The organism is Larkinella rosea (genome assembly GCF_003858635.1).
Classification (GTDB): domain Bacteria; phylum Bacteroidota; class Bacteroidia; order Cytophagales; family Spirosomataceae; genus Larkinella; species Larkinella rosea.
The window spans coordinates 894537-913189 of record NZ_RQJO01000007.1 but is presented as its reverse complement, the minus strand read 5'-3'; the positions used below and the strand labels follow the sequence as shown (position 1 = coordinate 913189).

16 protein-coding genes and 3 tRNA genes are annotated in these 18653 nt (G+C 49.1%); 7 read left to right on the top strand and 12 right to left on the bottom strand.

What is annotated here, in order from left to right:
• Window positions 1-3: 3 nt before the first annotated feature.
• A complete protein-coding gene (locus EHT25_RS04045) occupies window positions 4-642 on the top strand; it encodes a LysE family translocator (RefSeq protein ID WP_124873493.1) in 639 nt (212 codons plus the stop codon).
• Between the two features lie 72 nt (window positions 643-714).
• Here EHT25_RS04045 and EHT25_RS04040 read toward each other — a convergent pair whose 3' ends face one another.
• Together EHT25_RS04040 and surE are read right to left on the bottom strand one after the other, a co-directional pair.
• Window positions 715-2307: a GH3 family acyl-acid amido synthetase gene (locus tag EHT25_RS04040; protein WP_124871006.1), complete on the bottom strand. Its 1593-nt coding sequence runs from the start codon at window positions 2305-2307 to the stop codon at window positions 715-717.
• Window positions 2308-2320: 13 nt separating this feature from the next.
• Window positions 2321-3154, bottom strand: coding sequence for a 5'/3'-nucleotidase SurE (gene surE, locus EHT25_RS04035; RefSeq protein WP_124871003.1), 834 nt, complete (start codon window positions 3152-3154; stop codon window positions 2321-2323).
• Between the two features lie 135 nt (window positions 3155-3289).
• Between surE and EHT25_RS04030 the strand changes: the two genes are divergently transcribed.
• A complete protein-coding gene (locus EHT25_RS04030; RefSeq protein WP_124871000.1) occupies window positions 3290-3796 on the top strand; it encodes a GNAT family N-acetyltransferase in 507 nt (168 codons plus the stop codon).
• Here the strand turns inward: EHT25_RS04030 and trhO are convergent.
• Window positions 3782-4738: an oxygen-dependent tRNA uridine(34) hydroxylase TrhO gene (gene trhO / locus EHT25_RS04025; protein WP_124870997.1), complete on the bottom strand. Its 957-nt coding sequence runs from the start codon at window positions 4736-4738 to the stop codon at window positions 3782-3784. The two genes, EHT25_RS04030 and trhO, sit on opposite strands and share 15 nt — an antisense overlap.
• Window positions 4739-4834: 96 nt before the next feature.
• On the opposite strand from trhO, the gene EHT25_RS04020 reads away from it, so the two are divergent.
• Window positions 4835-5440, top strand: a complete 606-nt coding sequence (locus EHT25_RS04020) for a deoxynucleoside kinase (RefSeq protein WP_124870994.1) — start codon at window positions 4835-4837, stop codon at window positions 5438-5440.
• Window positions 5441-5502: 62 nt separating this feature from the next.
• Here the strand turns inward: EHT25_RS04020 and EHT25_RS04015 are convergent, their stop codons facing one another.
• Window positions 5503-6129, bottom strand: coding sequence for an SOS response-associated peptidase (locus tag EHT25_RS04015; RefSeq protein WP_124870991.1), 627 nt, complete (start codon window positions 6127-6129; stop codon window positions 5503-5505).
• A gap of 230 nt (window positions 6130-6359) precedes the next feature.
• Here EHT25_RS04015 and EHT25_RS04010 point away from each other — a divergent pair, with 230 nt between their 5' ends.
• On the top strand, window positions 6360-10541 hold the full coding sequence (locus EHT25_RS04010) for a hybrid sensor histidine kinase/response regulator (RefSeq protein ID WP_124870987.1): 4182 nt from the start codon (window positions 6360-6362) through the stop codon (window positions 10539-10541).
• A gap of 35 nt (window positions 10542-10576) precedes the next feature.
• Here EHT25_RS04010 and EHT25_RS04005 read toward each other — a convergent pair whose 3' ends face one another.
• The 3 genes from EHT25_RS04005 to elbB all read right to left on the bottom strand — a co-directional run bounded on the left by EHT25_RS04005 (window position 10577) and on the right by elbB (window position 12483).
• Window positions 10577-11203 (bottom strand): hypothetical protein, encoded by a 627-nt coding sequence (locus EHT25_RS04005; RefSeq protein WP_124870984.1) that lies wholly within the window; start codon window positions 11201-11203, stop codon window positions 10577-10579.
• A 119-nt stretch (window positions 11204-11322) separates the two neighbouring features.
• Window positions 11323-11404 (bottom strand) — tRNA-Leu (locus EHT25_RS04000).
• Between the two features lie 374 nt (window positions 11405-11778).
• The gene (elbB, locus tag EHT25_RS03995; protein ID WP_124870981.1) at window positions 11779-12483 is read right to left on the bottom strand and encodes an isoprenoid biosynthesis glyoxalase ElbB; all 705 of its coding nucleotides are present in this window, start codon (window positions 12481-12483) and stop codon (window positions 11779-11781) included.
• A gap of 136 nt (window positions 12484-12619) precedes the next feature.
• On the opposite strand from elbB, the gene EHT25_RS03990 reads away from it, so the two are divergent.
• Window positions 12620-13009 (top strand): DUF3127 domain-containing protein, encoded by a 390-nt coding sequence (locus EHT25_RS03990; RefSeq protein ID WP_124870978.1) that lies wholly within the window; start codon window positions 12620-12622, stop codon window positions 13007-13009.
• A 50-nt stretch (window positions 13010-13059) separates the two neighbouring features.
• On the opposite strand, the gene EHT25_RS03985 is transcribed toward EHT25_RS03990, so the two are convergent.
• From EHT25_RS03985 to EHT25_RS03975, 3 genes are all read right to left on the bottom strand, one after another.
• On the bottom strand, window positions 13060-13602 hold the full coding sequence (locus tag EHT25_RS03985) for a DUF4136 domain-containing protein (RefSeq protein ID WP_124870975.1): 543 nt from the start codon (window positions 13600-13602) through the stop codon (window positions 13060-13062).
• A 153-nt stretch (window positions 13603-13755) separates the two neighbouring features.
• Window positions 13756-13831: transfer RNA gene (locus EHT25_RS03980), tRNA-Lys, on the bottom strand.
• Between the two features lie 71 nt (window positions 13832-13902).
• Window positions 13903-13978 (bottom strand) — tRNA-Lys (locus tag EHT25_RS03975).
• A gap of 117 nt (window positions 13979-14095) precedes the next feature.
• On the opposite strand from EHT25_RS03975, the gene EHT25_RS03970 reads away from it, so the two are divergent.
• Window positions 14096-14836, top strand: a complete 741-nt coding sequence (locus tag EHT25_RS03970; protein ID WP_124870972.1) for an SH3 domain-containing protein — start codon at window positions 14096-14098, stop codon at window positions 14834-14836.
• 38 nt (window positions 14837-14874) lie between these two features.
• On the opposite strand, the gene EHT25_RS03965 is transcribed toward EHT25_RS03970, so the two are convergent.
• Entirely contained in the window at window positions 14875-15687 is an 813-nt protein-coding gene (locus EHT25_RS03965; RefSeq protein WP_124870969.1) for an SDR family oxidoreductase, read from the bottom strand.
• A gap of 178 nt (window positions 15688-15865) precedes the next feature.
• Here EHT25_RS03965 and EHT25_RS03960 point away from each other — a divergent pair, with 178 nt between their 5' ends.
• A complete protein-coding gene (locus EHT25_RS03960; RefSeq protein WP_124870967.1) occupies window positions 15866-16330 on the top strand; it encodes a CHRD domain-containing protein in 465 nt (154 codons plus the stop codon).
• A gap of 57 nt (window positions 16331-16387) precedes the next feature.
• On the opposite strand, the gene EHT25_RS03955 is transcribed toward EHT25_RS03960, so the two are convergent.
• Complete coding sequence (locus tag EHT25_RS03955; protein WP_124870964.1) at window positions 16388-18637, bottom strand: T9SS type B sorting domain-containing protein; 2250 nt, start codon at window positions 18635-18637, stop codon at window positions 16388-16390.
• Window positions 18638-18653: the final 16 nt, after the last annotated feature.

The window sequence follows — 18653 nt, the reverse complement described above, 5'->3', positions numbered from 1 at the left end:
ATGATGATTGAAGCTACATTTTACGGTTTAATTGCAGGTATTTTACTCTGTCTGACCTTCGGAACCGTATTTTTTTCTTTACTACAGAATAGTGTCGATAATGGTTACCGGTCGGGCATTAAGATTGCCTTTGGGGTTGTGGTTTGTGACGCCATTTTTGTGGTATGTGCATTGTTCGGCACGGCTTTCCTGCCCCGGATTGAAGGATTTGAGTTTTATTTAACCCTGTTTGGGGTCGTTTTGCTGATGGCCATGGGCGTTGCCAACATTTTCAAAGGGGCGCCCCGGCTGGCTTACCCAAAAACCCGCTTTGGTAACTTTCTTTATTATTTTACGACCGGTTTTGTTCTGAATGCGATCAATCCGATCAACTTCATTACCTGGGTCACGCTGGCTGCTTACCTCACCAACTCCCTGCATTATAGCGCCGGTGAGCGCTATGTGTTCATGATCATGAGCCTGATCGGCATCTTCGCGACGGAGTCGGCACTGGCTATTTTTGCCCACAAGTTGAAGCGGTTTTTTACGCCCAAAGTCGTGCTGGTCTTTAACCGAACCACCGGAATCGTGTTTATCGGTATCGCCCTGAACCTGGCCTGGACCCGCTTATACGATCCGCTCATTACGCTGATAAAACACTAATCCGCTGCCAGTATTCAACGGAACTGACAGCGGATTTATGATATATTCCTGGAAAATTGGGAGCGCGGATTTTTAAGAAGTGGGGCCGGTAACGGGTTTTCGGATTGCGGCCGCGTCAATTCCCTGTGTCTTCAAAAAACCCTCCCAATCGGCAATCAGATTCTTTTTCAGCACCCGCGGAAATTTGTGCTGACCGCCCATTTTGCCTTTCGACTCCATCCATTTATAGAAAGTTGCGGTGGGCAGGGCCGTCACAAAAACGTCTTTCAGAGCGTGCCGACGCTCAACGGCATAGTCGTCATTGAGTTCTTTCAGTTTGGCATCAATCAGATCTCTCAAAACCGTTTCATCCACTTTATCGTCGGTACCAATGTACCAGTGATGGGCGAAAAGGGTATCGTATGCGATACCGGCGACCGTAAATTCCCGGACGTTGATCTTTAAATCGTTCGAAGCCAGTTCCACAGCCTTGTTCATGTTATCAACTGAAAGGTGCTCACCACATAAACTAAGGAAGTGTTTGGTTCGGCCGGTGATGACAATTTCGCAGCGTTTTTTATTCACGAACTTAACCGTATCGCCAATTAAATACCGCCAGGCACCCGAGCAGGTTGAAATCATTAAGGCATATTCCTTGCCTTCCTCGACTTCATCAATCATCAGGGTCTGCGGTTTATCGATCACCTCTCCGTCGGCATTGAAATTTTCGTCATTGAAAGGGATAAACTCGAAGAAAATGCCGTTGTCGAGCACCAGCTGCATGCCCACCGCATCCGGATGTGTTTGGTAGGCGATGAAGCCTTCCGACGCCAGGTAGGTTTCAATGTAGGTGATGGGCCGTGCCAGTAAGTGCTCGAAGCCCTGCCGGTAGGGTTCAAAAGACACCCCGCCGTGGCAGAAAACCATCAGATTAGGCCAGATGTCGTGAATCGTTTTGACCTTATAATGAGCGATGATTTTCTCCATCAGCAACTGAATCCAGGCTGGAACGCCCACCACAAAACCGATGTCCCATTGATCGGCCTGTTCGGTAATTTCGTCCAGTTTCAATGCCCAGTCGCGCTCGGCAGCAATTTCTTTCCCCGGTTTGTAGAACTTTTGAAACCAGAAAGGAATTTTACTGGCTGTAATTCCGCTCAAATCGCCTTCAAAATGGTTATCGCGGTAGTTCAACTGGGTGCTGCCACCCAGCATCAAAAATCCTTTTTCGTAAAGCTGGGAGGGAAGATGCTGGTAGCGCCCCAGACTCAGAATTTGCCGGATGCTGGTTTTCTGAATCGCTTTCGACATGGTTTTGGTCACTGGGATGTACTTGGAAGCCGCTTCCGATGTTCCCGAACTCAGCGCAAAATACTTCACCCGACCCGGCCAGCAGACATTTTTTTCGCCTTCGACCGACCGTTTCCACCAGTCTTTATAAATCTTGTTGTAATCGTAAATGGGAACCAGTTCCTTGTATTTGGTATAAAACTCCTTTTCATCGTCGAAAAAGGCCGAATTTTCAATATCCTCAAACTGAAATGCCTGTCCAAACTGGGTATAACGCGCTTTCCCGATCAGTTTGACAAAGGTTTTCTTCTGTAACTTGAGGGCGTTCAGTTTTTTCCGCCTGACTACATTGGTCAGCGAAATGCCACGTTTCAATATGCTTCCTAATAAGGCCATGCGGTTATGGGGGTTAGGAGGTTCGTTTCCGGGATTCAACGAATTCAGAAACCGATGCGGCTGCGTTTCGTTCGTTGATATTCCACGATTGTAATTCGGAAATGATCTTGTAATCGGTCAGATCAAGCTGGCACGGCACGAGAGCCGTGCAATTTTGTGACAATGCAAATTCGTCGGTATCCTGCCCGGTATCATCGTTCACAAATTTACCCGACATCCAGAAATAGCTGCGTCCATAGGGGTCTTTGCGCTGATCGAATTCTTCCTGCCAGCGGGCATCTGCCTGGCGACAAATCCGGATTTCCTGTAACGGCTGGTCCGATTTCGCCGGAAAATTCACGTTAAACGCCACCCCTTTCGGAATGCCGTGTTCGAGGGCATGGCTGGCAATTTTCAGAATATGATCGTGCGTGTGGGAAAAATCGGGGTCGTGGGCGTAATCACAAAGTGAAAAACCGATGGCCGGAATTCCCTCGATAGCCGCTTCAATAGCCGCCGACATGGTTCCGGAATAGAGCACACTGATCGACGTATTACTGCCGTGGTTGATCCCGCTCACCACCAGATCCGGATTCCGGTCTTTTAAAACGAAATGTTTGGCCAGCTTGACACAATCGGCGGGTGTACCGGAGCATTCGTAGGCGGGAAGGTCCACAAAAAGGTCAACTTTATTTAAGCGCAGGGGCGAAGCGATGGTGATGGCGTGCCCCATTCCCGACTGCGGGCTATTGGGTGCAACGACCACAACATCACCCAGTTGTTTCATTAATTCAACTAAGGTACGAATGCCTTTCGCGGTAATGCCATCGTCATTCGTGACCAAAATCAACGGTTTTTTTTCCGACATGGTAATTCGGTTTGCGTGTTTACTGAATTCCAAAGGTAATCAATTAATGAAATGGGTACGCGTTAAACGAGGAAAGATACGGGTGAGAGCGGTTGGTAAAAACCGGTATCTTTGTGGATCAAATCGCAAAAATACATGCCACTCGCGTACAAAACCGCTACCGTTTCCGACATCGATTCCATTATATCGCTCCAGGAACAAATCTGGGAACCGACTTACCGGGCTATTCTGGATCAGGAACAAATCAATTACATGTTTCAGGCCATTTATTCCCGGGAAGCCCTGCTGGAACAGATGGTTAAACAGCAGCATGCCTTTATTCTGGCGTATTCGGACGAAAAATTGATCGGTTTTGCGTCATATTCGAAAAATTCGTCCGCAGAAGACCGGTTTAAATTACATAAAATCTACGTATTGCCTTCGGAGCAGGGAAAAGGCTCCGGGCGGTTATTATTGGAAGAAGTGATGCGTCGCTGTGTTGCGGCTGGTGGAACGCGCCTGTACCTGAATGTAAACCGGTACAATAAAGCCCGGCAATTCTACGAACGGCTGGGCTTTGAGGTAGTCCGCGAAGAGGATATTCCCATCGGACCGTACTGGATGAATGATTTTGTACTGGAAAAGGCGTTAACGACTCACTAAGGACTGCAGGCTTCGGTAACCTAGCAGGGGTGAATAACCACGTGTTTCCTTTGCATAGTAGCCGCTGCCGTCATATAACCGCAATTCCGGGTCGTTTTTACAATCGTCTGAACAGGTTCCCTGATGGTCGGAGCCACAGTTTTCGCAGAGGGTAACGTGATTATTACAGGCCGGGCTGGCGCAGTTAATCATGCGGTCGGTCGGTGTTCCGCAGCGGAAACAGCTTGAAATAACCACCGGATTGACTTGGTTTACGTCCACGGCGACGCGGTTATCGAAGACGTAACATTTGCCGTCAAAATCCTCCCCGCCCGCTTCAATACCGTACTTGATGATCCCGCCGTGCAGCTGGTAGACATTTTCAAAACCCTGTTTCAGCAGGTAGGCACTGGCTTTTTCGCATTTGATTCCGCCCGTGCAATACGTGATGATTTTTTTGTTTTTCAGGTGCTTGATTTCGTCCAGGTGATCCGGTAATTCCCGCAGGTTTTCCATGTCGAATGTGATCGCTCCCTTGAATTTGCCAACCGAATGCTCGTAATTGGACCGCATGTCGATCAACACCACATCCTCCTCGTCTTTCATTTGCTTGAATTCGTCCGGTTCGAGATGGATACCGGTTTGGACGAGCGGATCGACCGGCAGGTCGGAGTTGACGATTTCGTCTTTCAGTCGTACGTTCAGTTTTTGAAATGCGTGACTGTCGTATTCATCGATCTTGAATTCCAGACTTTCAAAACGCGGATCGGTTTTAACCACCCGCATGTATTCGTCGCAGTCGGCAGGCAAACCGGAAACCGTCCCGTTCAATCCTTCGGGCGCTACAATAATTCGGCCCAGCAGATTCAGGTCGATGCACAGCCGGTGGTGTTCATCGCGAAACTGTGCGGGGTTTTCAATGGTTGTATAGCAATAATATAATAAAACGCGATAGGGTTTCATCTTGTAAACAATTCCTGTTATCGGTTAACACGCAAAGATACGAAATGTATCCCTGATGACCACATTCAACGGAATGCTGACTTTAAAACCGCTGCTATGCACATTGCAATAACCGGAAATATTGGGGCTGGAAAAACTACCCTGGCCGCTTTGCTGGCCAAACGGTATGGCTGGGACGTACTGAAAGAAGCCGTTGATGGCAATCCGTATCTGGAAGATTTTTACGCCGACATGCACCGCTGGTCGTTCAATTTGCAAATTTATTTTCTGAACAGCCGGTTTGAACAGATGCTGACGATCAACGCCGGAAACCGGTCGGTCGTGCAGGACCGAACCATTTACGAAGATGCCTACATTTTTGCCCGCAATCTCCACGAAAGCGGTTTGATGACCTCCCGCGATTACCAGACGTACCGCAATGTCTTTGAGAACATGCTCACCCTGGTCCGGCCACCTGATTTGATGATTTATCTCCGGGCGGACATTCCGAAACTTCAGGAGCGCATCCGCTTGCGGGGACGTGCGTACGAAAAATCCATCAGTCCGACGTATTTAGAAAACCTGAATCGGTTTTATGAGGCCTTTACCGAAGCCTATTCAGCGGGGAAATTGCTGGTTATCGACGTAAATGCGCTGGATTACGTGCATAATCCGGCGGATTTAAAAACGGTTTTTGACGCGGTCGATCGGGTGATTCAGTAACCCAATTTAGCGGTAAACCGCTTGATTTCCAAGGTCCTCGATGAGGCTTTGACGGTTGGTCATTATCCAATTACCCGTGCGCTCATCGCACGTTCATCCAGGGGCTGCATCATTTCTTTGATTTCGGATTTCGTCAATGTCGGGTCGATCCAGCGCCGTTCCTCCTCGTGGGTAAGCATCAGGGGCATCCGTTTTTTGGTATTGTGAATGTATTCCATCAACGGATTTGCATTTGTAGTAACAATGGAAAACGTGGGTTGCCCTTTCCAAACCGAATAAACGCAGCCCAGTGCGAAAGGCTTTTCATCCGTGAGTGAAATGTAATACGGAATTTTATCTTTTTTGTCATGGCGCCATTCGTAAAAACCGTTGACCAGTAACAGGCAACGCTTTGTTCCGATGCTGTCGCGGAAAGACGGTTTTTCAAAAATGGTATCTTCCCGCGCATTTAATGTTCCTTTGGTCAATTCGGCCACCTGTTCCGGTTTTGCCCAGGCGGGAATCAACCCCCATTGAAACAACTGGATCTCCCGCGGACTTTCCTGCGTAATAACGGGCAACAGCGGGTGAGCAAATCCCGACAGCTTGGCAGCCGGTTTATATTCACTGAGAATATCGTCAACGATTTGCGCTTTAATTTCCCTGGCATAATCGGCCAGTTCGGGAATGGCTTTCACGTAATAGCACATAAAATGGGCTGGATGTTGAGTACTACAAGATACAAAAAAGGCCGCTATTTTTCAAGCGTGCTGACCGAATAATAGATTAGTGATTTTTGGCAGGAGTATTGATGGAAAGTACGCAAATAGCGGTTTGAAAATTAACATCAAATTTTGTTAATTATACTCTATTATCAGACATTAATATATAATTTGAATAATATTATATATTTGTATAGCTAAGCACCATCGAGTCGTACATGAAAATCCTAATTGTCTTTTTGCTGGCCATTTTTCTATTCGATTCCCCTTCGGAGGCCCAAACAGGCATGGTCCGGTTTAAGCATATAACCACCAATGAAGGACTTTCACAAAGCAATGTGACTTGTATTCTGCAGGACAAAAGGGGGTTTATGTGGTTCGGAACGCAGGACGGACTCAATCTTTACGATGGATATTCGTTTACGGTTTACCGGCATGATCCAAATCGCCCGAAAAGCCTTAGTGATAATTACGTACGCGCCTTGTATGAAGACCGGAAAGGCCAGATTTGGGTCGGAACCGACGATGGGGGGCTGTGTATGCTGAATAAAAATACCGATGGATTTACAATTTACAGACACATAAAACGCGACACTAAAACCCTTGGCACTAATCGGGTAACAGCCATTGCCGAAGATCGGAAAGGCAATCTCTGGATTGGGACCGAAAGTGGTCTCTGCCGATTTAATCCGGCTACCAATACCTTTACCCGCTACGTGAACCAAAGCGGTATTCCCGGTAGTCTCAGCCATGATTTTGTCCGGGATGTACTGGTCGATCGCAAAGACCAGATCTGGATTGCCACATTTGGGGGCGGTCTCGATCGGCTGGACACGCTGACTCAGACATTTCGCCATTTTGCAAACCGTCCTGCGGATAAAACCTCGTTGAGTCACAATTCCCTAAAAAAACTCTTTGAAGACTCGAAAGGGCGGCTCTGGATCGCAACTGAAGGCGGTGGGCTGAATCTGCTGAATACAGATCAGCAAACCTTTACCCGGTTTATGCACGACCCCGCGCAGCCTACATCAATCTGCCTCAACGACTTGAACTCGCTGGCAGAAGACAGCTACGGAAAATTGTGGGTCGGCTCCGAAAACGGTGGAATCAGTGTGCTGAATGAAAACCGCACGGCATTCTACCATTATCCGTACGACGAAAACAATGAGAACGGCCTCAACAACGGTTCCATTTATTCCATATGTCGGGACCGGAGCGGTAACATGTGGCTCGGAACGTACAGTGGAGGAATTAACTTTTTTGACCGCGAGCCCGCCAAATTTGAGTTATACCAAAAAGATAACAATAACTCCAATAGCCTGAATAACAGCAATGTAATGGCAGTTATGGAGGATCGTGAAGGCAATATGTGGGTCGGTACCGATGGGGGCGGATTAAATGTCCGGCTTAAAGCCACCGGTCAATACCTCCGATACCGGCACTCCGGGGCTGATCCAAGGAGTGTCGGTAGCAATTTCATCATGAGTGTCTATCAGGATAGCGACGGCGACATTTGGGTCGGGAACTACAAGGGAGGAGCGAGTCTGTTGAAAAAAGGCTCCCAGGGATTTATTAATTTTCGGAAAACCGGCGACGCTACCGGCCTGATCCACGAAACCGCCTGTGTGATCACGGAAGGTAAAAAAGGTGAAATCTGGTTTGGCACGCTCGGATCGGGCATCAGCCGATATGATAAGAAAACCGGTGTCTTTACCCATTTCCGCCCTGACCCATCCCGGCCGGGCAGCATCAGTCAAGGATACATCAGTTCCTTGTGTTACGATCGCCATGGTAATCTGTGGGTAGGCACCGAAGGCGGTGGCTTGAATTTACTGAATGCGCAAACGGGAACATTTACTGCCTGGCAACACGACCGGTCCGTTCCGGGAAGCCTGAGCCACAACCTGATCAACAGCCTTCACGAAGACGATCAGGGACGATTGTGGGTCGGAACCAACGGCGGTTTGAATCACTTTGATCACCAAAAACAAACCTTTACGGTATACCGGCAGAAAAATGGGCTGGCGAATGAAGTGATTATGGGCATTTCCAGCGATTGGAAAGGAAACATCTGGGTTAGCACTAACAAGGGGTTATCGAAATTGGACCTGAAAACCGCCCGTTTCCGGAATTTCGACGCCATCGATGGATTGCAAAAAAGTCCTTTTAACCGCATGGCGGTTTTTAAAGGACAGAACGGGAAATTGTTTTTCGGCGGAATCAGCGGAGTGAATGCTTTTTATCCCGATAGTTTGCGCGATAACCCATTCGTTCCTCCGGTTTACATTACGCACCTTCAGGTTTTTGATCAGGATGTGCTGCTGCGGTCGAACAAGATTACTCTTCCGCACGAAAAATCCACAGTTACGTTCGAGTTTGCCGCCTTGAATTATTCGTTGCCCGAAAAAAATCAATACGCCTATTTGCTGGAAGGATTTGATCACGAGTGGAAGTACAAAAACAACAAACGGTCGGTAACGTACACCAATCTGGACCCCGGTTTCTACACATTCCGGGTGAAGGCGTCGAACAACGACGGTGTTTGGAACCAGCGCGGAACCGCGTTTCGGGTCATCATTAAGCCCCCGTTCTGGCAAAGCTGGTGGTTTGGAACGCTGCTGGCACTGGCTTTTCTGGCCAGTCCCAACCTGGTGTATCGCTGGCGGACCCGGGCTTTGCAGGCTCAGAAAGCGAAACTGGAAGAAATTGTGAGCGAGCGAACGGCAGAAGTGCATTACCAGAAGGAAGAATTACAGACGCAGTCGGAGCATTTACAGGCGCTGGTGGAGGAAATTCACGAACAGCGGGTTCAGGAGAAACAGGCGCGGGAGGAAGCCGAGAAAGCGAATCAGGCCAAAAGCGTTTTCCTGGCTACGATGAGTCACGAAATCCGGACACCGATGAACGGCGTACTGGGGATGACCTATCTGTTGCAGGAGACTGAATTATCGGAGGAACAATACGAATATGTCGACACGATTCACCAGTGCGGAACCAATTTGCTGGGTGTGATCAACGATATTCTCGATTTCTCCAAGATCGAGTCCGGAAGTCTGGAACTGGAGGAAGGCGACATCGATCTGCTCCATTGCGTGGAAGATGTGCTGGATTTGTTTGCGGGAAAAGCCGCCGAAAACGGCCTCGATCTGGTTTATCAATTTGAGCACCAGGTGCCTTTGCACATTGTGGGCGACGGTTTACGATTGCGTCAGATTCTGATCAATCTTGTCGGTAACGCCGTAAAATTTACCCACAAAGGCGAAGTCTTTGTTCGCGCCGATGTTCAGAAACGCATTGACGATCAGGAGCTTGAATTGAAGTTCCAGGTACGTGATACCGGTATTGGCATTCCTGAAGATAAATTGCCGCGCCTTTTCAAAGCCTTTTCCCAGGTGGATTCGTCCATGACCCGCAAATACGGTGGCACCGGTTTGGGACTGGCCATCAGCGAACGACTGGTTAAGCTCATGGGCGGTGACATTTGGGTGGAAAGTGAAGAAGGCCAGGGAACGACATTTACGTTTACCCTTCGTTGCCGGATGAGCCAGCACGCCAAACGCCATTACGTGTTGTTCAATACGACCGAAAACGCGGGAAAACGGGTGATGGTGGTGGACGATAACCAGACCAATTTAACCATTCTGAAAAACCAGCTCGAGCAATGGAAACTGGTTCCTGCCACCGCGTTGTCGGGCAGCCAGGCCCTTGCGATGCTGGCTGAGGGGCCCTCGTTCCACCTGATTATCACCGACATGCAGATGCCGGGTATGAACGGTGTTGAACTGGCCCGGACCATTCGGATGGATTTTCCACGTATTCCGATCATTCTCCTGAGTTCCGTTGGCGAAGAAACCCGCAAATCGTATCCGGATCTTTTTACGGCAATTCTGACCAAACCAATCCGCCAGCACCAATTGTTCGACCTGGTTCAGCGGCAACTCAAGCAGCCTGACGATACTCAGGCCGGGGCTTACCGACCGGCGCAGCAGGTCTTATCGGAAGATTTTGCCCGGCAAAACCCGCTCAATATTCTGGTTGCTGAAGACTATCTGGCCAACCAGAAGCTGATTCTGAATATTTTAAACAAGCTGGGCTATCAGCCCCAACTTGCTCAGAATGGTCTGGAAGTCTTGTCCATGCTCCGGGAGCAACCGTATGATGCGGTTTTAATGGATGTGCAAATGCCCGAAATGAATGGTCTGGAAGCGACGCGCCAGATCCGTCGGCAGCCGGGTCTGCAGCCCATTATCATTGCGATGACGGCCAATGCCATGAAAGAAGATCAGGAAGAATGCCTGGAAGCGGGCATGGATGATTACATTTCCAAACCGTTGTTGCTGGACGTTTTGAAAACTGCCCTGCAAAAGGCGTCGTCCCGTCGGCAACAGCAAGTTTCGTAGCGGGTTCGAATGCCGGGAGCCCCGAATCGCGGATTCTATTTTTTGGCGGTCGTTACGCGGGAAACCAGAACATAAAACGCACCTGCAATTGCTATTAACAATAACGCAAGTTGGAACATTGAGACACCGCTTTGTTCCGTAATATCCCGGGAATTCTGATTAGCTGAGGGAGCTAGTTGCAGCGGAATGAAGGATTCGATCGGCCGTTTTTGTGTGCCACCGTATTTGACATATAGAGAATCCCGGTACGGAAAAAGGTCGATTCCGGCTTTTGGATCCGAATAAATAGCGATCAGATTATCCCCCATATAGGGCCAGTTGTCGCTATTCCATTGATTCAAAGCGATTGCCAGCTTTGCTTTGCTGTACTGGAAATTATCGGTACGGTAGTGCCCATCCCGATAGTACATTTTAGCATAGGCATTTTTGTCTTTCCAGAAATAAACCTCATTCAACTTTTTGCCATCCGACGTAAAATGATTCAAAACGGAAATCGTCGTTTTTTTTATGTCTTCCGGATTTTCGCTCGGGATTTCGATTAAAAAATGCGCATTGAAAAAGTTGCCGATGGTTTCCCGCTCCAGCGTGTCGTACTTTACGGTTTGGGCCAAAGAGTGAACCGACAGAATCAGAAATCCGACCATCAGGAAAAGAAGTTTCATATCCGTGAAAGCGGGGGGTAAATAGGAAGAAATTGACCGAAACGACAGAATTGAGATCACTAATTAAAAATAAAAGTGCTGTAAGTCGTTAGCTTACAGCACTTTGAGGATTTTGATTGTGTCCACGGAGGGATTCGAACCCTCACACCTTGCGGAACCACCCCCTCAAGATGGCGTGTCTACCAATTTCACCACATGGACGCGGAAGCACTATTTTTGTGGATGCAAAAGTAGGCAACGGACTTCAAAAAATCAAGCCTGAGTCTGTTTAAACTAAAAAAGGATGGAATTAACAAGTAAGTAAACCGCATTAACCCCTTTTTCATTTGGAACGTACGTCAGCCATTGGTTGATCCGAAAAAAACGCCAACGGTTTGATAACCGGTTCAGTAAACCGGACCGATGCGTTCTTCATAGGTTAGCACGGAACCTGGCTCTTCTCCCGACAGAGGAGCCAGTGTTTTTTAATGATGGACCAAAGACAATCGAACATTGACAATTGACCATCGATCCATGATTTTTAAGGCTAACTCCAACTATAAATTACTCATTTAACGATTGTCAATCGTCATTGGTCAATCGTCAAAATCGCTTTCCCCACGCAGCAAAACCACCAACGCGTCAATGGCGGCCCGGATGTTGTTACGGACATCCAGAATCGATGCTTCCATCATGTAACAGGGCGCTGTAATAATTTTGTGTTCGCGATCAATCGAAATTTCACGGACGGTTTTCATTTCGGTATGGTGACCCAACGAACCAATTCCGTTGGCGATACCCCCGATCTCGTACGGACTGGGTTCCAAATCGCTACCCACCGTTAAGGTGGCCGAAACGCCACTCCCTTCCAGCGCCTTCGCAATGGTGGTAGGACTCATGCATAGTCCGACAATCGGTTTTTTCAGTGCGATCAAATCGACGATCAACTGCTTGACCGGTTCCAGAATCGGACCCGGCGGGCCCTCAAATGCCCATTTGGTAATATTTTTCGCGGTGCCAAAACCGCCCGGCATGACCATTGCATCCAGCTCGTCGGCGGTCAGCGTGGCCAGGTTCCGGATGTTTCCCCGCGCAATCCGGGCTGATTCGACCAGCACATTCCGCGTTTCGGGCATTTCCTCACCCGTCAGGTGGTTAACCGCGTGGTGCTGATCGACGTCCGGGGCAATGCAGACCGCTTCGGCGCCGACTTCGGCGAGTGCCAGTAATGTCAGCACAGCTTCGTGAATTTCGGTTCCGTCGTAGACGCCATTTCCGTGTAACAAGACTCCGATTTTCATACTTCGGGGGATCGATCAAGTGGTTTTTTCGTGTAAAGTAAGGCAAAAAGTTGTATCTTCAACGATTCATTGTAACCTTCGCCCAACGAAAGGTATTCGTCCCGCAAGTAACCAAACAGAAAGCAATACATAGCATATGGCAATGGAATTAATCGGTAAACTGGTCAAAGTTTTACCCGAACAAACCGGTCAGGGCCGCAACGGAACCTGGACGAAACAACAATTTGTGATTGAAACCATCGACCAGTTTCCCAAACAAGTATGTCTGATGGCCTGGGGTGAAAAAGCCGCTGATCTGGCTCAGTTTGCACCCGGCGATACGATGAAATGCGCGATCAGCATTGAGTCGCGGGAGTACAACGATCGGTGGTATACGGATGTGCGGGCGTGGCGGATCGAGTCGGCAGATGGCGTTGAGCAACAACCTGCCGCAGCGCCGGCGGCCCCCCGTCGACAGGAGCCGCGTGCGGCCAACGACCGGCCGCTGACAACGTTTGAAGAAGATGATAACGGGTTACCGTTCTAAATCTTAAAGCTGTGTACGGGCGGTTTTTAGCGCACTGAAAACCGCCCGATTCAGAGTTTGTCAAACAACTTCTCCATCCCCTCGTCGATCTGTTTCTGAAGCTTCTCCGGCTTATTCGGCACAATTCCTTCGACGATTCCCCGCCAGACCAGTTCATTTCGTTTCGGATCGACCAGATGCACATCGATTGTCCCCTGGCGATATTTTCCAACTTCCACCTCGCGGCTGCGCCAGGTATACCGCCGTTGACCAATGTAGTTTGGCGGATCGCTCCGGATATCCGTTTGACGAGTTTGGGTCTTTTCGTCGATTTTAATGCCAATGTTCATCATTAATTCCGGTTGTGTATCCACCCGACGCAGTCCTTTACGCGCCATTTGCTTTTCAATAGCGGTTTTCAACGCATCGACCTGCGAACGGAAAAAACGGCTTTGGGGAATATCTCCCGCCGATTCGATGTCGGAAAATGCAAATGTTTGGTAGCTGGACAAGGCAAAATTGTCAGCCGGTTCGGTTTTGACAACGCGGATGGAACTGCAGGATGCAGATAGAATAAGCAGAATAAATAGACTGCAATAAAGTGAATTTTTCATGGGTGTGGCAGTTGAGCAGTGTAGGTAATAACTGACCTGCTTGCGAAAAGGTTAACCGCAACGCTGAGCGATAAATAATAAAACAAAAATCCCGCTCCTGGGAAGGATGCGGGTTTGAAAACGGCGGCTCGTGTAAAAACGTAACCTGTATTTTGGTGATCCGGCTGGGATTCGAACCCAGGACCCATACATTAAAAGTGTATTGCTCTACCAGCTGAGCTACCAGATCGGGGAGTTAATTGACAATGAACAATTAATAATGAATTGGGATGGTAATTTTTTCATTGTTCATTATGATTTTGGTGATCCGGCTGGGATTCGAACCCAGGACCCATACATTAAAAGTGTATTGCTCTACCAGCTGAGCTACCAGATCAAAAAAGGAGCAGATGAAAAGAGTTGATGCGAATCGGAAACCTTTCTACTTTTACCTTTTGTAATTTTAGGGCGTGTCCCAAAATTGCGATGCAAAAGTACCATTACTGACGTGAAAATGCAAGATTACCTTTTGAAATTGGTCTATTTTTTTTCACTTATCCTGTTTGTGGGGGGGCAGAACGCCGTGGCCAGATCGGCATCCGTGACCCTCTATCAGGCTGATTCTCTGTTTGCTGCGGGTAGTTATCCGGCCGCCGTAGCGGGCTATGAAAACCATATTCGACAGGGGTATAAACCGACAGATCCCATGCTGTTAAAGTTGGCATACATGTGGGAAAAGCAGGGAGATGTGGCAAAAATGCTGTATTATCTCCAGGTGTATTTCGACCGTCGACCCGACGAAGCCGTCCTTAAAAAAATGCACGATATCGCCATTCAGAATAACTTGCGGGGCTACGAAACCGATGATCTGAATTATTTTTACCTCTTCTACAAACAATACGGACTCTACATCACACTGGCGCTCGTGTTACTGGGAACCTACGCCTTTGGTATTTTCTGGCTGAAATACCGAAACCGGGAACCCGCCCGCCGGCGTCATAAATTGATCGTTTTGGCCTACCTGACCGGTTTGCTGTTACTGGTTAACCTGCCGGAACGTTACCAGTCGGGGATCGTCAACCGCGACCGCGTTTTGCTCCGGCGTGCCCCATCTTCCGCAGCTCCCGTAGCCGACGTCATCAGTCGCGGCCATAAAGTCAACATCCTCGGCAGTCAGGACATCTGGCTGCATGTGTTCTGGAACGATGGCCTGTATTACGTCCGCAAAGACAACGTCTGGCTGATTGGGGCATAGGGAAAATCTTAATTACACGATTGCTCCTGTCCACATCCCTATGCTTTTTTCAAAGGGGAATTTTTCTCTTTAGCCAGTGAATTGTAGACCAGGCGATCCATGAGGCCAGGAAACCACTTGTTCATGAAAACCACAAATTTTCCTTCGGTGGTCAGGATTAGGTCGCGTTTCCGGCGTTTGACGGCCTTCAGGATGTGATCGGCACATTCCTCGGCACTCATCATTTTGCTTTCGTCACGCACGGTTTCGCCCGCAACCTGGCCTTCTTTGTCCAAGGCCGAGAAACGAATGTTGGTGGTCGTGAAACCAGGACAGGCTAGCAGGACGTGGACACCGGTGTGCAGCAGTTCGGTTCGGACGGCTTCCAGAAACCCGTTCATGGCCGCCTTGGAGGCCGAATAACCGCTTCGAACCGGCAATCCGCGAAAACCGGCAATGGACGAAATGCCAACAATGGAGCCTTTCGTTTTCAAAATATGGGGCAGAGCATAACGCGTGGCGTAAACCGTCCCCATGAAATTGATGTCCATGACTTTCCGGATGACTTCGGGATCCATGTCCTGCAACATCGAGCGCATGGTAATTCCGGCGTTGTTGATCAGAATATCCAGACGGCCATAGTGCTGAATGGTGGTATCGATCAGCTTCATGACATCCGACTCCAGGCTGACATCGGCTTGCAGACTGAGGTGATCGATGCCGTGCTGACTCAATTCGCGGCCGACGGTTTCGAGCGCTTCCAGGCTGCGGCCACATATGACGATGGAAGCCTGTTCGCGGCCAAAAGCAAATGCCAGTGCTTTGCCGATGCCCGACGAAGCCCCCGTTATAACAACTACTTTATCTTTCATGAAACTGTGAAAATTCGGATTGGACTGGAAAAAGGAGGATGGAAATGATTTGCATTTTTTAATAAGAAACTTCCGGTTTTAATAAGTTATATGCGTATTGCCCGCTGAAAGTCGTAGATAAATCCGGCAAAGTTAGTATTATTGCGGTGCAATCTGGACCATTCAACATTCACCATTTATGAAAAGAACATTTGCGTATTTGATGACTGCCTTTGTGGCAACGGCCATAACGGTAACATCCTGTTCACCGACGAAAGATGCTCCCGACAAAAAAGATACAATTGAGTTTGTAGGAACATTGGACGGTGCTCAGGAGGTACCCTCCGTTCAATCGGCAGGAACCGGCACAATGACAGGTACTTATAACAAGGTTACCAGGGAACTAAGTTACACTGTCAATTATTCCGGGATTACACCCACTGCCGGACACATTCACCTTTCACCGGGCGGTCCCGGAACGAATGGTCCCGTCATTATTCCCTTTGCTTCATTAACGAGTCCAATAAGCGGACGAGTTACTTTTGAACAAAGAAATCAAGATTGGGAAAATGCATTGGTGGAAGGACGACTCTACGTCAATTTGCACACGACAAAATTTCCCGGTGGCGAAATACGGGCGTTCATCAAGCGGAAAGCCTTTTAAAAATACTGATACCAGTCAAAAAAGCGGTTCAAGACGGACCGCTTTTTTTGTTGCCCACTACCGGAGTAAGGTGACGGTTCCTTTGTAGGATCGGTGGGTGTATTGAATCAGGTAATAATATTGCCCCGGCGGGTAATCGGCTCCATCCCAGCGGAAAAACCGGTCAGTGGACGAAAAAACCGCTTTGCCCCAGCGATTGACCACTTCGACCCGCCGAAATTGGTCGGCGCAATTATCGGCGGGGAGATTCGGAACATTGAAAACGTCGTTTTTACCGTCACCGTTGGGGGTAATCACGTTTGTAATCGAAATGTTGTAATCCACCGGAATGTCTTTAATGATAAACGTGACGCGGGTCGAATCGTATTGATTGGGACAACTACTGTCCTGCGAAATAAAGTCCAGTTCGTACGTTGCTTTTTCTTTCCCCTGTAAAACCGCACAGCCCGGCTGCCAGACAAAGGGCGAAATCAACGGACTTAGCCCGGTTTTATTTTCGAATTTCATCCCCAAACGTGTCCAGTCGAATTGGTTGCCGACAGCGGTTAGTTTCAGCACATCCGGGTCGGGGTCTTCGGCAATGACGTCGAATCGAACCGCTGCCGGAATCGAATCGGTGTGGGTAATGGTCAGTTCAACAACCGGTTCGTTGAGCGTCGTTCGAACCGTTGGCGGGCGGCCGGTTTCGGGCAAAGCTTTCAACCGAACAGTGACCGTGTCGCGCAAATTTCGATTGCAACGGTTGTCGGTCACGATGAAATCCACGACATATTCCGTGTTTTTTACCTGTGCGCACTGGGGCGACCAGTTAAACTGCTGACTCACGGAGCCTTGACCCGAAACCGCCGAAAAACTCATGCCCACCGATGCCAGCGAAAAACCGCGTCCCACGGCAACGAGGGTAATCTGGTCCTGATCGGGGTCCGTTCCCACTACCTTGAACTGGAGCGTTTTTCCGGCCTGAACGGCGGTCTGATTACCCGGTAAAGTGGTTTCAGCATCCGGTTTTCGGTTCAGGTCGGCTTCCATCATCAAAGAGATAAAGAGGGTATCTCGCATCCCCTGCGGGCAACCTTCGTCGGTTGCGAGCAAGGCCAGTTTCAGCGGCTGACCGTCGGCCAGGCATTTATCGAAACACACTTTGGAGCGAAGCGTGTCACCCGATTTCTGAATCAACACCTCCTCCGGGGCAAAGGATATGCCTTCTTTCGGGCCTTCCAGCACCGAAAGTTTTACCCGTTGGTTGGCGTCCAGGTCGGTGAGGTAGATTTCGACACAACGGGCGTCTTTTTCGGTCAATTTCAAAACCGTTCCCTCTTTGTAGAAATTCACCTGACCCACCTGTCGCATGGCGATGGAGGGTGGATTATTCTTTTGGCAGTCAATGACTTTTAATTGGAAGTCCCGCCGAACGAGCCCGATCTTTTGCCAGACACCCGAGGTATTTTTGCGGTATTCGTCCACCTGGACGCAAAAAACAAACAGGCCAACCTGTCCGGCCGTTACGGTTAGCAAACCGGTTCGGGCATTGACTTTCAGGGGGGCCGGCCCCGGTATTGCCCGGTCCTGACTGAGGCCGTTTACCCAGCGAATTTCGGGATAAGCCGAACTGGGCTGAGCCATTTGTGGCCGAGGATTGCCCGAAGTGCTGTAGCCATTGTAGGGCGTTACCAACCGATACGCCAGGCTGTCGTTGTCGGGATCGGTAGCGCCAAAATCGAACGCAAAGGGCTGGTTGATACAGATGTAATCGCCCCGAACGGGCCGGAAAGAAGGGGAGGAATTGATGTAATCCGTGCCATTGGCCGCCCTTTGCGCCGGGAATTCCAGGTAAAAGGTTGAACCGGCCAAACCGGGATTCTGAATGTTATTGATGGAATTGTTCCGGCAGCACCGCTCCCAGACCATGTAATAACCGCGCGGATCGGTAAAGGCACTCATGTTGAAAATCACCAGTCCGCTGTAGCGAAGCAGGCGGGTGCGGAGCGAGGGAAGCGCACACTCGGGTTTGGTGTAATCGACAACTCGGGAACTAACCTGCGGTAAGTCAATCGATCCGATAAAAGCATTGTCGCCTTTTCGGTACACAAAGACGCCCACGGTCGGATCTTCAGCCTGTGGATTGCCGTTCAAATCGTCAAAATAAAGGTTAAGGCTAATTTGGTGGGTATACGGACTTTGATTGGTCAGTCTTTTCAACTCCAACTCACCGCCGACAATGTGGGTTGCCATCGCGGACCCAAACAGGCCCAAAAAACACCATACGAACCAACCGCACGAAACCCCAATCCGGTAAAACTGTTTCATCCAAATTCGAATAAGG